Raw genomic sequence first — 13,578 nt, 5'->3', positions numbered from 1 at the left:
AAACAGAATCCCCCTAGCCCCCTTTGAGAAAGGGGGAATTCGCTTGTTTTGGTCTTCAAACTTCTTCTTTAATACAGAGCTGTTTTTGTTTATATAAATAGTAGTGAAAACGAATAAACCAATACCAAATGGAATTGAAAGATAAAATCGCCGTAGTCACCGGAGTCAGCAAGGGAATCGGGCTGGAAGTAGTCAAACTTTTGGTGGAAAAGGGAAGCATTGTCGCTGGCTGGGGAAGAACTCAACCGGAATTTGAGCATGCCAATTTCCACTTTTTCACTTGCGATGTGTCCAACGAAAGCAGCGTGGAAGTTGCCTATCAGGCCACTATTGCCAAGTTGGGTGCAGATATCCGAATTTTGGTGAACAATGCCGGTTTTGGAGTAGCTGGACCTTTTGAGACCATGAGTTCTGCCGACTGGAAATCCATGTTTGATACCAATGTACATGGGATTTTTTATGTGAGTAAGCGATTGATTCCTGCAATGAAAGCCGCCGACGAGGGACATATCCTGAATGTAGCCTCTATAGCCGGGCTGAATGGAGTGGCTAATTTTGCAGGCTATGTGGGGACCAAGCATGCGGTAAGGGGAATTTCCCACTCGATGTATATGGAGCTGAGGGATTTTGGAATCAAAGTTTCCACCATCTACCCGGGTTCTGTGCAAACCAATTTCTTTGACGATATACCGGGGATGAATGCCCATGAAAACATGATGCGTCCTGAGGATGTAGCCTTGACGATTGTGCAGACCTTAGAGACGCGTCCCAACTATTTCGTGGCGGATGTGGAGTGTAGACCTCTCAGACCGAAGGGGAAGAAGCGGTAGGCAGTGGGCAGTAAATTAATTTCTTTGCCATGGAGTAGGATGCTTGTCACACTGAGCGGAGTCGAAGTGTTGTGTTTTGAGGCTACAAAAAGAGAGGGTTTTGGAATAACTTGATACTTTCAATCGAAGAAGTGAAAAAGGACTCTTATTGGGAATTAAATTTATTTGGCTTCGACTCCTGTCATCCTGAGCGAAGTCGAAGGGTCAGCCTTACAAACGGTTCGACTCGGATAGTCAGAATAGTATCACAATTCAAAAAAGTATCCGGTAGCCTCAATTTTCCATGCTATTTAGCAGGATGCTTGTCACCCTGAGCGGAGTCGAAGGGTACTGGATTTAGAAAGTCTAAGAGGAAATTATCTGCTAGGTGCCTTGATTTCAGTTGGGCCTTTAATTTGGAACGAGGTGGGTTAGACTTCGACTTTGAGACTCTCGTCTCTCAGGTGCTCAGCCTGACTTGGGCTTTGACTTCGATTATGAAATATGATCCTCAAATAGGTTATATTGGCAAAGTTCCTCCTGATATTAATCCTTTTCAGGTTTGAAATTCACATGAGAAGATTGGTTTTTGCATGCTGAAAATGACTTTAAAAACCTCCCATTTATCCTGAATAATGGCTTCTTTTTTCTTTCTGCTCCATCCCTTCACTTGCTTTTCGAAAGAGATTGCTTCTTGAGCATTTTGGAATTCTTGGATGAATACTAGTAATATGGGTCTTCTTTTAAAAGTATAACAAGAGGGGTCAATCCCCATCTCGTGCTCTGAAATTCTTCTTTCAATTGAATTGGTGACTCCGGTATAGTAACTCTGGTCAGCACACTTAAGGATATAAACAAAAAACTTTTTCATAGAACTGAATTTAAATGAAAGATAATTAATCGATTACGCTTTTTCTTGATAAAACTTTGATCAATTGAAAAGGCTTCGACTCCTGTCATCCTGAGCGAAGTCGAAGGGTCAGCCTGACAGACGTTTCGTTTCCTTTCATCCTGAGTAAAGTCGATGGGTCAGCCTGACAGACGCTTCGACTCTTCGTGAGGGAATCTAAGAACTTGAATACCTCCCATTAAAAAACCTCCCACCGAACCCCTTGCCTTTCTGGCCTCATTATCTATTTTTGCCTCAGACCTGACCAAAGGGGATTTTGCCCCTGCCATGCGGGTGATTTTCTCTTTGGTCCTTCTTTTTATGTCACTCCAAGTCTCCCAACTCACTAAGGTTTATGGTTCCCAAAAGGTCCTCGATGCGGTTAGCTTTTCGGCTGCTCCGGGGAGGATTTTAGGCTTTCTCGGGCCCAATGGAGCCGGGAAATCCACTACCATGAAAATCATCACCGGCTATCTCGCCGCGGATTCGGGAGAGGTGAAAGTCTTGGGAGAAAATGCTCTGGAAAACCCAAAAAAGGTCAGTTCCAAAATCGGTTATCTTCCCGAACACAATCCGCTCTATCTGGATCTGTATGTCCGGGAGTTTTTGGAGTTTTCCGGAGGTCTTTATGGCATGAAATCCTCAGATGTTCGCCGGCGGGTCGAGGAGCTGATTCGCAAAACAGGCCTTCAACCCGAGCGGCACAAGAAAATCGGGCAGCTTTCCAAAGGGTATAGGCAGCGGGTAGGTTTGGCGAGAGCACTCATTCATGATCCTCAGGTGGTGATCTTGGACGAACCCACCACAGGCCTGGATCCCAATCAGTTGGTGGAAATCCGTGCGCTGATTCAGGAAGTTGCAGCTGACAAAACTCTGATCTTTTCCACTCATATCCTTCAGGAGGTGGAGGCTATCTGCCAGGATGTGGTGATCATCAATCGAGGAAAAATTTTGGCAGCAAGCCCTTTATCAGAATTAAGAGGAAAGGCTACTGCCGTAGAATTGACTTTGGAAACGGAGGAAGCGCTGGAATTGAGCTGGTTTGAATCTCTGGGGGAAGTGAAATTCGGTGCCAAAGGAACCAATGAATTGATTCTCACAGTGCCTGAGGCGAATGAAGCCCGAAAGGCTCTGATGCAGATCATTGCCTCTCGAAATCTAAATCTGATCAGCCTGAATCAAGGCAAAAAGAATCTGGAAACCCTTTTCCGAGAAATCACCCAAACCCCATGAAAAGTCTCTTTTTTAAAGAAATCAATGCCTTTTTTGGAAGTCTGACCGGCTATCTGGTATTGGTTTTGTTTCTGGTGGCCCTTGGGTTGATCGTTTGGGTTTTTCCGGAAAGCTCGGTTTTGGAGTATGGTTTTGCTGATTTGGAAGCCTTATTTACCTACACTCCCTATGTTTTTACTTTTTTGATTCCGGCCTTATCCATGCGGATGATTGCTGAGGAGAGAAGAATCGGCACTTGGGAGTTGCTGCGGACTTCTCCGCTTTCGGTGTTCCAGATTGTCTGGGCAAAATACCTGGCTTTGCTGGTGCTGGTGTTTCTGGCTTTGGTTCCTACTTTGCTCTATGCCTATTCCATTGCTCAGCTGGGAGATCCTCCCGGGAATTTGGATTGGGCGGGATTTTTCGGAAGCTGGATTGGTTTGCTGATGATCGGAGCGACTTTTGCTGCGGTGGGTTTGTTTGCGAGTTCGCTCACGGCGCAGCAGGTAGTAGCTTTTGTTTTGGGAGTTTTTCTCTGCTTTTCTCTGTATTTCGGGTTCTCTGCTTTGGGAGATTTACTTTCGGGTGAGGCAGCCTACTGGGTGGAGGAATTCAGCCTGAGTTACCATTATGCAAGCTTGGGTCGAGGAGTGATAGACAGCAGGGATTTGTTTTTCCTTTTGGGAATGATTTGGTTGTTTTTGGGCGGTTCAGTTTTGGTTTTGCGAAGCAAATGAAAAGGACAAAAAACTATATGGCCCTGTCTCTTTTCCTACTTTTGGGAGGTTTTATCTTGCTGTTTTTTGCAGGGCAAGTAGTAAAGTTCAGACTGGACCTGACGGAGGAGAAGCGGTATAGCCTTCATCCTGCCACGGTGGAAATGCTCGAAAATCTCGATCGCCCGATCCATGTCGATATTCTGCTGACTGCCGAGGACCTTCCCGGAGGAATGAGAAGGCTGCAAAAGTCCATGGAGGAGACTGTGCGGACTTTCAATGCCTATGCAAGTGAGAAGATCACGGTGGACTATTTTGACCCTTTGTCAGTCACTGATTCTCTGAAGGAGAATTTTATCTACAGCCTGGCAGATTATGGCATCAATCCTACCAATTTGTTCGTCAACCAAAACTCCGGTCAGCAGGCTCAGTTGATTTTTCCGGGCATTTTGGTAAGTGATGAGGAGTACGAGGTTGGGGCCCTTATTCTCAAAGGCGAGCGTGGTATGTCTCCGGACCAGATTCTAAATTTTTCCATAGAAAACCTCGAATACGAGCTCAGCAATGCTATTCGGAAGCTGATTGATCCGCAGAGCAAGGCGGTGGCCTTAGTGATCGGTCATGGAGAGCTTTCCGAAGATGAGGGCTTTGGAGTGGTAGAGGCCCTGGATGGGCAGTATGAGGTGTTCAAAGTGCCTTTGGATCAGGCAAAAAGCCCAAGCGACCTGAGCTCATTTGGGATGGTTCTAGTATTGGGCCCCAAATCCTCCTACACCGAGCGGGAGCTTTTTCTCTTGGATCAATATGTCCTCGGCGGAGGAAATCTGGTCGTGGCAGCCGAAGGAGTGGATGTCAATCTTGATGAAGCTGGGGGAGAGGGCACACTTTCATTTCCTCTGGAAAATGAACTGGACCGACTGCTTTTCCGCTACGGAATCCGGATCAATAAGGACCTGATTCAAGATCTCAATTTCTCCTATCTCCCCATCATGGGGGGTGTTTTTGGCAATCAGGAGCAAATGATTCCCTTGCCTTGGCCCTACTTTTTCAATGCGGGAAGAATGGCTCCCCATCCCATCACCAAGGGTTTGGATCAGGTGAATTTCAGATTTGTCAGCAGTCTGGACACTGTCAAGGCAGATGGGGTGACAAAGACTCCCTTGATTTTTGGTTCGGAAAAGGAAAAAATCCTGCCGGCCCCGACCCGTGTGGCGCTTTCGGATATGCAGCAAGCGCCCGTGGTGGAGGAGTTTACGATAAGCAATCTTCCACTCGCGTATCTTCTCGAAGGGGAGTTTACCTCGGTGTTCAAAAACAGGTTTCTCCCGGAAGAATTTTCCGGACAATCCTTCTTGGAATCCGGTAGAGGCAAAGTGGTGGTATTCGGTGATGGTTCCCTTTTTCAAAGTCAGCTGGACTTGGGAGGAAATCAGCCCCTGCCTTTGGGAGAAGATCCTTTTGCACAGACCACCTTTGCCAACAAGCAATTGCTGCTCAATTTGGCTCAATACCTAACCGATCCGGAGGGAATCATTTCGGCCCGAACCCGTACTCTTCAGATTCGACCTTTGGACCGGGTGAAGGTAAGACAGCAGGGGAGATTCTGGCAGGTGATCAACATCGGAGGTCCGATAGGAGTGGTCTTGATTCTGGGCGGAATCATCCTTTTTTTCCGCAAAAAACAATACAGTCGCAAAGCGTAAAAGGATGTCTGTTTTAGACTTCACAAGTTTTTTGACGGAAAGAAGAAGGCAGTCAGCCGAATTAGCATTTTATTTATAAATTTACCCCATTGGTTCAAAATGCAAATCCAATTTCACCGGCATTTGAAATGATGTACTTTCGGTTCATTCTATTCCTATGCTGTGTTGATTTCCTGTCCTGATAGACAGTTTGTTTGATAACTAAAAGACAATCAAAAAGATATGAAATTCATTGTTTCCTCCTCTGCCTTGCTGAAGCAGCTGACGTCCATCAACGGCGTCGTGACTACCAACCCGGTTGTTCCGATTTTGGAAAATTTTCTCTTCGAAATCAAAGATTCTGAGCTGACCATCACTGCTTCTGACTTGCAAACTTCCATGATCACCCAGATCCATGTGGAGGCCAAAGAGGATGGGAATATCGCCGTGCCGGCAAAAATCCTCATCGAAACCCTGAAAAACCTACCGGAGCAGCCGGTGACTTTCAGCATCGATCACGATACCTATGCAGTGGAGATCAGTTCGGATAACGGTCGGTATCGTTTGGCAGGGGAAAATGCCACGGACTTCCCAAAGATTCCTACCGTAAGCAATGCCACCACGGTAGATATGTCCACTGAAGTGCTTTCTTCGGCCATTTCCAATACCATTTTTGCTACCTCTTCTGATGAGCTCCGTCCTGCGATGACCGGGGTATATATCAATCTAAGTGCGACCAATACCACCTTTGTAGCTACAGACGGTCACCGACTGATCCGCTACAGAAGAGTGGATGTGGCCTCAGGAAGCCCTGCAAGTTTGATTATCCCAAGGAAGGCGCTGAACCTGCTCAAGTCTACTTTGCCATCTGAGAATGTACCTGTTTCGGTAGAATTCAACCAAAGCAATGCCTACTTCAAGTTTGGTCAGATCAAGATGATCTGCCGCTTGATCGATGAGCGATTCCCGGATTATGAGAATGTCATCCCTGTGGACAATCCGAACATGATGACAATCGACCGTATGGAGCTGTTGAGCTCTTTGAGACGTATCGCGATCTACGCCAACAAGACGACTCATCAGGTGAGATTGAAATTGACCGGAAGTGAGCTGATGATCTCAGCGGAGGATTTGGACTTTTCCAACGAAGCCAATGAGAGACTGTCCTGCGATCATGACGGAGAGGATATCGAAATTGGATTCAATGCCAAGTTTTTGGTGGAAATGCTGAACAACCTGAGCTGCAAAGAAGTCAGCCTGAAGTTTTCCGCTCCGAATCGTGCCGGTCTGATTCTTCCGGTAGAGCAAGATCCAAACGAGGATATTCTCATGCTCGTGATGCCGGTGATGCTCAACAATTACGTATAACCATAACCACAAACTATAAATCAAAAGCCCGGTTTCGCAGATGCGGAACCGGGCTTTTTTTGATCAATAGATTTTATTTTATCTAGAATGCCAGCATGGTCCAACAAGACCTCAGAGGTTTTTTGTATCCCTCAGCATCTTCAAAAACAATCCCTCCACACGCTCCCGGGCCCAGGGGGTTTTTCGAAGAAAAGTAAGACTGGATTTGATCGAAGGATTGTGGGTAAAGCAGCGGATAGGGATTCGTTCTCCGAGTTCTTTCCAGCCATAGTGTGTGACTAATTGCTCCAAGATGGTATCTAGTCTTAGGCCGTGAAGGGGGTTGTTGGGTTGGTGTTCCAATGAATTGAAAAATTAAGAATTAGTTTTTGATATTGGTAATTGATCATTAGCAATTGATCATTGCTTAGGCTGAATCAAATCCCAGAGATTTCCATACAAATCCCTGAAAACGGAGACTATTCCATAAGGCTCTTGGGCTGGTTCGCGGATAAATTCCACCCCTTTGGAGCGATAGTTTTCGTAATCCCGGTAGAAATTGTCGGTATAAAGAAACAGAAAAACACGTCCACCTGCCTGAAAACCGGTTTGCTTTTCTTGAGTCTCATTCGCTGCTTTGGCCAAAAGTAAATGGCAAGTGGACCCTTGCGGAGCCACTCTGACCCAGCGCTTGGTCTCACTCATCGGGGTGTCCTCTAGCAATTCAAATCCCAAAACCTGTGTGTAATACTGAATCGCTTCGTCATAGTCTCTGACGAGGAGGGAGATTTGTCCGAGTTGTTGGGGCATTATTTCGTAATTAGTATGATGATCTGTTTTGGTAGCTAAAGTAGGCCAAACGAGGTAAAAATAGCAGAGATAGCTTTCTTACTTTCCTGCAGGCTTGACTTTTGTAGGGGAAAGAATTTTTTAAGTCTAATTAACGGGATGATTTCAGGCAGTTTAGCTATTTCACTTTATTTTTAGGCAAAAAACCACTTTATGAGACTTTTCCTTTACGCGATTTTGTTGACTCTTTTTGTCCAATGCCAGACAAAGACCCAATCTGAAAACCTCAATCCAGCACTGGTTTCCAGTGGCGAATATATCAGTTTGTCTTTGGATGATTCTACCTCCAATATCAGCACCGGCTACCAATACTTTGATGCTGGGGAAAGAGAATTTTTCTTCAATCTAATTTGGGAAAGTAATACCCTTCAAGTTTACGATTTGAGCTCTGGTAACAAGATCAAATCCCTCTCTTTTGAGGCAGAAGGGCCATCCGGAGTAGGGGATGTTTTTGCCTTTCATGTGCATAGCCTTGACAGCATCTTTTTGTTTAGTCCGCCATTTGGGCAAAGGTTTCATTTGGCGAATTTGGAAGGTCAGATTTTGAAAAAGTTTGAATATGAGATTCCGGAAGGAGGAGGTTCTGCTTTTGTTCACAATGCATTTATGATATCTCCTCCAGTTCTGGAAGGGTCCAAATTGGCAGTTAACCACCGGTTCCCTCAAAATATGAGGGAACTCACCGGGGAGAAATTAGCCGGCCAATCCTTTGGCTATCAGATTGATTTGAGTACTGGAGAGACTGAATATTTTGCCCATCTATATCCAAATGATTACCTGACCTCGGGTCTAAAGTCGGTTGATTTTAGCCGAGCTCAGGGAAAGAATCAAATCGTATATTCTCTAGTCGGAGATCATCGGGTTTTTGTGGCCTCGTCTTTTGAGGAGGAATGGAAATCAGTAATTGCCAAAAGCCAATTTTTAGATGAGGCTTTACCGAGTTTTAATGCGGATGCAGTTTATGAAGAGTTCCAATCCTATGCTTTCTCTTCGAGCAGATATGGTTCGATTTTGTTTGACCCCTACAGGGAGGTTTACTATCGGATTGCGTTTCCCACTCTTTCGGAAGCTAGTATTGCCGATATCAGAAGTCTGGGAAATGCCTTGGGACCATTTGTGGTGATGGTTTTGGACTCGGATTTAAAAGTGATCACGGAGAAAAAATTTGAATCCGGGAAGTATCATCCGGACAATGTTTTTGTTGGGAAAAAGGGCCTTTACCTATCCTTGCAGCACCCCAATAATCCGGAAAACAGGGAAGAGGAGATGCAGTTTGAGTTGATTGAATTGAGATAAGAAAGTTGTTTTTTGATCAAAGAAATGCCCCCAACAAGGGTATGACTTTTTGGGGGCAAATCAATAGTGGCTTTTTAACTCATTTGATTGTTCCTGTTAGGCATTCATCTCGCTTAATTCCTGAGCAAGGGGAAAGTCAATCGGGAATTGTGTCAGATTGTGGATGTAGTTGGAAATTATTTTGTCCCCGATCACCATCACTACATCAATTAGGTTGGCTTCGGTATAGCCCGCTTCGAAAAAGGCATTCTTGCTTTCTTCGGTTGCTTTTCCCCTGTTTTCAGCCACAGATTTGGTGAATCCAGCCAAAGCATCCAGTTTGGCATCGAACGAAGCCGATCCTCCTCTGATTTCCAGAATCTGCCCATCGGTAAATCCATTCATCTTCCCCAACACGGTGTGAGCCGATTGGCAATATCTACAGCCATTCACTTGGGATACGACCAGATTGATCACTTCCCGCTCTTTGGCCTTGAGTGTTGATTTTCTGTTTTGGAGTGCCAGGTAGTCGCCGAGTGCCGTTTCGTTTTTGGCATAGTAGGCGTACAGATTGGGGACAAATCCCAAGCCTTTCTGTAGGTTGTCAAAAATAGCCTGATTGGCTGGACTTACTTCTTCTCGGGTGGGTACTGTGAAATTTTTCATCGTGGTATTGTTTGTTTTGGTTGAAATAAATTAACAATACAAAGATGGAGCGCTAAAGTCGGCTAGGGTTAGGCAGTATTTCCCGAGGAGTTGGCAATTTTGCCCAATCTTAGTTTCTCCTTGAAGTCGGATGGGGAGAGCCCTTCATTTTTCTTGAAAAACCGGCTAAAGCTTTGAATGTCCTCAAAACCCAGTTCATGCCCGATTTCTTTGATGCTTTGATCGGTGTAGCCAAGAAGTCTCCTTGCTTCCAGCATTTTCCGGTCATGAATAAAGCTTAGAGGGGATTTTTCGCCCAGTTTGGAAAATAGGTTGGACAGGGTTTTGGGCGATTTAAAAAGCAAATCGGCATAATCCGCCACAGTATGCTTGGTTTTGAAATGGGTTTCTACCAAATAGTTAAATTCCCGGATCAGATCCACCTGACTTTTCTCCAAATCCTCCATTTTTTGTTGGGACTTGTAGATTCGGGTGCAGAGGATCAAGAGCCTCTTCAATAGTATCTGAAGCATTTCGAGCTGCAGCGGGTCGGGCACTTCCCGAATCTCTATTTCAAAGACTTTCCAAAGCGCTTCTAATTTCTCGATCTCTTTCTCAAAAAGATTAATTACCGGCGTTTCTGCAGAACCAAAAAATAAGACTCCCTTACAGCCGATTTCAGAATCATGATCCAAAATGCAAAAGAATGCTCGGTTGAATCGTAAGAGTCTGGCCTTTTGCAGGTTTTTTACTTCCACTCGATGGAATTCCGTCAGGCATACTGCTTGATTGGCTTGAAAAGTAAATTCTATTCCATCAATAATCAGAATGGACGGATTCAAGAACCAAACAAAAGTAAGCTCACTTGGATTTTTTTCTTTTAGTAGAAAGCAATTGGAAGAATCTATTTCTTCTAGTTGAAGCTTTTCTGATGAAGGTCCTTGGAAAATCATTAAAGCCGATGTTTTGGAAAATTAAAAGTGGTTGAGTAAAAAATCAGAACCGAATTCCTTAGAATCAGGTTCCTTTTCCTTGCTAAACAGGGGATAGGATTTTGAGTTAGCGGAAATAGGACTTCGGACGAGTAAGGCTATGCTCAGCTTTCTGATTTCATCCTTATGCCTTATTCATAGCTGTTCAGGATTTGTAATCCTGAACCTCGATCATAGGATTTTCAATCCGGATACATCTTTTAGTCTTTGTTTTAAAGAGAATTGGGATTTAGTGATTAAAAATCTTCCGATCGAGCTTCGAGATTGCAAATCTCGAAGAGCTGGAATACCGAAGTTTTAGCCTTGATTCCAAAATCTAACCTTTGAGGTCTTTTTCAGACCTCAAAGGTTAGATTCCTTTAGGATCAAAGAGATAAATGGAAAAGGATTCCTCTAAAAAACGATTGATCTTTTTATCCAAAGACCAAAGTTGCAGTCCATTCTCCAAACAAGCTAAAACAATGACAGAGTCAATAAGGCCTATTCCCTGATTCAACAGTTGATATTTTTGAGAGAAAAGCCCTGCGTGATATCCGAGATTTGAATCCTTGATTTTTGGTGTGTTTTGATAAAAAATGTCCAGTATTTCCAATTCTCTTCTCCTCTTCGCTCCCTGAACCAATTCCCCAAAAATGATATCCAATGTCCACACAGATCGCTTATCCAAAAGTCTTTGGCAAGTGGGAAAATAGTCAGGATTGGCTTTGAAATATTCAATCCAGATGGAGGTGTCGAAAAGTACGCCCATCAAGAATTATTCTTTTCCCGAAGTTCTTCAGCAGTCCAGTAAAATTCCAAAGGTTCTGAGGCTATCCTTTGGGAGGCCGCATTTATTTTTTGGGTAGCCACATACTCCTGTAAGGCTATTTTCAGCGTTTCGGTGATGTTTTTGGCCTGAGCAAGTTCCATAGCCTCGGCAATCAACTCGTCGGATATCAAGGCAGTTACTTTCATAGTAATAAGATTTTGACCTAATATACGATGAATGATCGTATAATTGTTTCAATATATGAAACCTTAGAGGTCTGTAAAAGACCTCTAAGGTTTGATTTACTTCTTCCTCTCCCCTCTAAACGTCCCATTCGGCTGGATAAAGCTTACAGCCGTAATCTCCCCGTCTTTTTCCTCAAACTTGACCTTGAAGCCTTCCAGCACCTTCAGGTTAAATTCATGTTCCCCGATATTGACCAGTTCGTACTCAGGCTGACCGGGAACGAAAGCATAGAGCTTTTCCTCCTTGATGTAAATCTTCACTTCCTGCACGCCCATTAGGAGATAGGCTCCTTCGTACTTTTTCAAGTCATCTACCGAAAGCTCATTTTCTTTCGGAGTCCGCTTAAACTCGATCGGATCCAAGGCAGGTTCTAATGAAGCTTTTAGACCAGAGATATCTCCGGTCATGTTGCTGACAAACTGCAAGACAAAAGGATTATCTCGATTCGGTTCGCCTTGGTAGATCAAAAACAAATTGAACGCGTCGTAGTCTTTGTGCTCCAAAAAACCACCCAACAGACCTGTCTGCACAAAGAGCGTATCATTTTTCAGGTCAATTTCCATTTTCCCATAACCGGGATGTTCATAGGTGCCGGTGTAGTCCATCAGGATATGGGAAGGTTTGGTCAGGCTGACTTTCGCTGTGGAGTCTGCGGCAGCTTTCGCCTTGGCTTGTGCTTCTTTTGCCTCTTCCAAGCGCTTAACCGTTTCACCTAGCCAGTCAGCTGGTTCTAAGTTAAGCACGCGGTCTGCCACCATATTTCTAACCACATTGGGAAGGGGAGAGCCATTTTGGTTAGTCAGAATCATGATCCCCAAGCTGTCTGTGGGGAAGAAGGAGGCGGAAGCTGAAAATCCATCGATATTTCCTCCGTGCTCCACCCGGTAGTGACCTCGGTAAGAGGCCAAAAACCAGCCATAGCCATAGTTGGAAAACTGTACATCGGGATGCTCTTTGGAAGGTGTGCCGGCAGACACGACCATTTGGGCACTCATCGCTTCCTTTACGTAGTCTTCAGGGATGATTTGTTCACCTTTGAATTTGCCTCCGTTGATCCAGGTGATGAGCCAGTTGGACATTTCGGACACGCTGGAGTTGATCGCTCCTGCAGGACCCATAGCGGCGATATTGTAGTAATCCATTCGCTTGGTTTTTCCATCTAAGTCCACCGAGTAGCCAAAGGATTTATCTGCATCCTTTTCCATCTCCGGAATGCGGAAATTGCTTCGGGTCATGCCCAATTTATCAAAAAAGAGTTCTTTCACGTTTTGCTCCCAAGTCTTACCCGTGATTCGGGCACCGATTTCTCCTTGTAGGAAAAACATCCAGTTGTTGTAGTACCACATTTGCCGAAGTCCGGTGAATGGCTCCTGAAATTCGATGCGCTTGATCAGTTCCGATTTGGACTCAGAGGGAAACATAAACCAAGAAAAGTCATGCCTCGGCAATCCCGTCCGGTGTGCCATTAGATCCTTGACGATAATTTGTTCATTCATCCAGGGTTCGGCAAATCTAAGTTCGGGAATGTATTTTCCGGGCCTCTTGTCAAAGTCGATTTTTTCATCCTTTCTCAAAACACCCAAAACAGCAGAGGTAAATGCCTTAGAAGAGGAACCGATGGCAAAAAGCGTGTTTTCTGTCACCGGAACCTGATTTTCCACATCCTTATAGCCAAATCCCTTGGCATAGACGATTTGATCTTTTTGGACGATGGCAACTGCAAAACCCGGTGTTTTCAGCGCAATGCGGGCTTTTTCGAGCTCGGTATCCAAGGTTTTAAATACATCCGGCTTTTTCTGAGAAAAGGAAGGGCTTATAAAAAAGCTGAAAAGGAGGAGGGAGAGGAGAAGCTTTTGCATGCAAACATTCGTTTGGTTAAATATAGGGGCAGAAGAAATTGAATACAACCGTTTTTTATGGCGAAGGTCAAAGGTCATGGGGCACCCTTTGAAGTTTCCAAAAACCTCGAAGGATTTTATTCCTCCTATCAACTTTTGGTAGAACCAAATTTTGATTTTCAAAGAAAACCTTCGAGGTCTTAAAAAGACCTCAAAGGTTAGCCAAAACTCTCTGAAAATGAGTCAAAAACATGCGAAAAATACCCTATAATGGGTATTTTTTAGGAGATTTTTTCCGCCTACCTTTTATGAAATTTTTATCCGAAAAAA

General features: G+C 44.5%; 14 protein-coding genes. 6 read left to right on the top strand and 8 right to left on the bottom strand.

Going from position 1 to position 13,578, the window contains the following annotated elements; genetic code table 11:
• Window positions 1-128: 128 nt before the first annotated feature.
• On the top strand, window positions 129-830 hold the full coding sequence (locus tag AAA942_RS14910; RefSeq protein ID WP_338221084.1) for an SDR family oxidoreductase: 702 nt from the start codon (window positions 129-131) through the stop codon (window positions 828-830).
• Between the two features lie 535 nt (window positions 831-1,365).
• Here AAA942_RS14910 and AAA942_RS14905 read toward each other — a convergent pair.
• Window positions 1,366-1,680, bottom strand: a complete 315-nt coding sequence (locus tag AAA942_RS14905) for a GIY-YIG nuclease family protein (RefSeq protein WP_338221083.1) — start codon at window positions 1,678-1,680, stop codon at window positions 1,366-1,368.
• A gap of 339 nt (window positions 1,681-2,019) precedes the next feature.
• On the opposite strand from AAA942_RS14905, the gene gldA reads away from it, so the two are divergent.
• The 4 genes from gldA (at window position 2,020) to dnaN (ending at window position 6,676) form a co-directional block, all read left to right on the top strand.
• Window positions 2,020-2,931: a gliding motility-associated ABC transporter ATP-binding subunit GldA gene (gene gldA, locus AAA942_RS14900; RefSeq protein WP_338221082.1), complete on the top strand. Its 912-nt coding sequence runs from the start codon at window positions 2,020-2,022 to the stop codon at window positions 2,929-2,931.
• A complete protein-coding gene (gene gldF / locus AAA942_RS14895) occupies window positions 2,928-3,647 on the top strand; it encodes a gliding motility-associated ABC transporter permease subunit GldF (protein ID WP_338221081.1) in 720 nt (239 codons plus the stop codon). Before gldA ends, gldF begins: the two co-directional genes overlap by 4 nt.
• The gene (gldG, locus tag AAA942_RS14890) at window positions 3,644-5,329 is read left to right on the top strand and encodes a gliding motility-associated ABC transporter substrate-binding protein GldG (protein WP_338221080.1); all 1,686 of its coding nucleotides are present in this window, start codon (window positions 3,644-3,646) and stop codon (window positions 5,327-5,329) included. Before gldF ends, gldG begins: the two co-directional genes overlap by 4 nt.
• A gap of 222 nt (window positions 5,330-5,551) precedes the next feature.
• The gene (gene dnaN, locus AAA942_RS14885; protein ID WP_338221078.1) at window positions 5,552-6,676 is read left to right on the top strand and encodes a DNA polymerase III subunit beta; all 1,125 of its coding nucleotides are present in this window, start codon (window positions 5,552-5,554) and stop codon (window positions 6,674-6,676) included.
• Window positions 6,677-6,787: 111 nt separating this feature from the next.
• On the opposite strand, the gene AAA942_RS14880 is transcribed toward dnaN, so the two are convergent.
• On the bottom strand, window positions 6,788-7,018 hold the full coding sequence (locus AAA942_RS14880) for a VF530 family protein (RefSeq protein WP_338221077.1): 231 nt from the start codon (window positions 7,016-7,018) through the stop codon (window positions 6,788-6,790).
• Between the two features lie 57 nt (window positions 7,019-7,075).
• Entirely contained in the window at window positions 7,076-7,465 is a 390-nt protein-coding gene (locus AAA942_RS14875; protein ID WP_338221076.1) for a VOC family protein, read from the bottom strand.
• A 192-nt stretch (window positions 7,466-7,657) separates the two neighbouring features.
• On the opposite strand from AAA942_RS14875, the gene AAA942_RS14870 reads away from it, so the two are divergent.
• Window positions 7,658-8,800: a DUF4221 family protein gene (locus AAA942_RS14870; protein WP_338221075.1), complete on the top strand. Its 1,143-nt coding sequence runs from the start codon at window positions 7,658-7,660 to the stop codon at window positions 8,798-8,800.
• A 96-nt stretch (window positions 8,801-8,896) separates the two neighbouring features.
• Here AAA942_RS14870 and AAA942_RS14865 read toward each other — a convergent pair whose 3' ends face one another.
• From AAA942_RS14865 to AAA942_RS14845, 5 genes are all read right to left on the bottom strand, one after another.
• The gene (locus AAA942_RS14865) at window positions 8,897-9,445 is read right to left on the bottom strand and encodes a carboxymuconolactone decarboxylase family protein (RefSeq protein WP_338221074.1); all 549 of its coding nucleotides are present in this window, start codon (window positions 9,443-9,445) and stop codon (window positions 8,897-8,899) included.
• 68 nt (window positions 9,446-9,513) lie between these two features.
• The gene (locus AAA942_RS14860; RefSeq protein WP_338221073.1) at window positions 9,514-10,377 is read right to left on the bottom strand and encodes a helix-turn-helix domain-containing protein; all 864 of its coding nucleotides are present in this window, start codon (window positions 10,375-10,377) and stop codon (window positions 9,514-9,516) included.
• A 388-nt stretch (window positions 10,378-10,765) separates the two neighbouring features.
• The gene (locus AAA942_RS14855) at window positions 10,766-11,164 is read right to left on the bottom strand and encodes a PIN domain-containing protein (protein ID WP_338221072.1); all 399 of its coding nucleotides are present in this window, start codon (window positions 11,162-11,164) and stop codon (window positions 10,766-10,768) included.
• Entirely contained in the window at window positions 11,164-11,370 is a 207-nt protein-coding gene (locus AAA942_RS14850) for a type II toxin-antitoxin system VapB family antitoxin (protein ID WP_338221071.1), read from the bottom strand. The genes AAA942_RS14855 and AAA942_RS14850 overlap by 1 nt, the downstream gene beginning before the upstream one ends.
• A gap of 96 nt (window positions 11,371-11,466) precedes the next feature.
• On the bottom strand, window positions 11,467-13,269 hold the full coding sequence (locus AAA942_RS14845) for a serine hydrolase (protein ID WP_338221070.1): 1,803 nt from the start codon (window positions 13,267-13,269) through the stop codon (window positions 11,467-11,469).
• Window positions 13,270-13,578 lie beyond the last annotated feature (309 nt).

It is taken from the genome of Algoriphagus sp. oki45, from assembly GCF_036245605.1.
Classification (GTDB): Bacteria; Bacteroidota; Bacteroidia; order Cytophagales; family Cyclobacteriaceae; genus Algoriphagus.
This window is presented reverse-complemented; position numbering and strand designations above follow the sequence as displayed.

What these genes read in the sequence shown, in the direction of transcription:
- dnaN (WP_338221078.1), top strand. Translation starts at nt 5,552, where the DNA reads ATGAAATTCATTGTTTCCTCCTCTGCCTTGCTGAAGCAGCTGACGTCC.
- AAA942_RS14850 (WP_338221071.1), bottom strand. Translation starts at nt 11,370, where the DNA reads ATGAAAGTAACTGCCTTGATATCCGACGAGTTGATTGCCGAGGCTATG.
- AAA942_RS14865 (WP_338221074.1), bottom strand. Translation starts at nt 9,445, where the DNA reads ATGAAAAATTTCACAGTACCCACCCGAGAAGAAGTAAGTCCAGCCAAT.
- gldA (WP_338221082.1), top strand. Translation starts at nt 2,020, where the DNA reads ATGTCACTCCAAGTCTCCCAACTCACTAAGGTTTATGGTTCCCAAAAG.
- AAA942_RS14860 (WP_338221073.1), bottom strand. Translation starts at nt 10,377, where the DNA reads ATGATTTTCCAAGGACCTTCATCAGAAAAGCTTCAACTAGAAGAAATA.
- gldF (WP_338221081.1), top strand. Translation starts at nt 2,928, where the DNA reads ATGAAAAGTCTCTTTTTTAAAGAAATCAATGCCTTTTTTGGAAGTCTG.
- AAA942_RS14905 (WP_338221083.1), bottom strand. Translation starts at nt 1,680, where the DNA reads ATGAAAAAGTTTTTTGTTTATATCCTTAAGTGTGCTGACCAGAGTTAC.
- gldG (WP_338221080.1), top strand. Translation starts at nt 3,644, where the DNA reads ATGAAAAGGACAAAAAACTATATGGCCCTGTCTCTTTTCCTACTTTTG.
- AAA942_RS14875 (WP_338221076.1), bottom strand. Translation starts at nt 7,465, where the DNA reads ATGCCCCAACAACTCGGACAAATCTCCCTCCTCGTCAGAGACTATGAC.
- AAA942_RS14910 (WP_338221084.1), top strand. Translation starts at nt 129, where the DNA reads ATGGAATTGAAAGATAAAATCGCCGTAGTCACCGGAGTCAGCAAGGGA.
- AAA942_RS14855 (WP_338221072.1), bottom strand. Translation starts at nt 11,164, where the DNA reads ATGGGCGTACTTTTCGACACCTCCATCTGGATTGAATATTTCAAAGCC.
- AAA942_RS14870 (WP_338221075.1), top strand. Translation starts at nt 7,658, where the DNA reads ATGAGACTTTTCCTTTACGCGATTTTGTTGACTCTTTTTGTCCAATGC.
- AAA942_RS14845 (WP_338221070.1), bottom strand. Translation starts at nt 13,269, where the DNA reads ATGCAAAAGCTTCTCCTCTCCCTCCTCCTTTTCAGCTTTTTTATAAGC.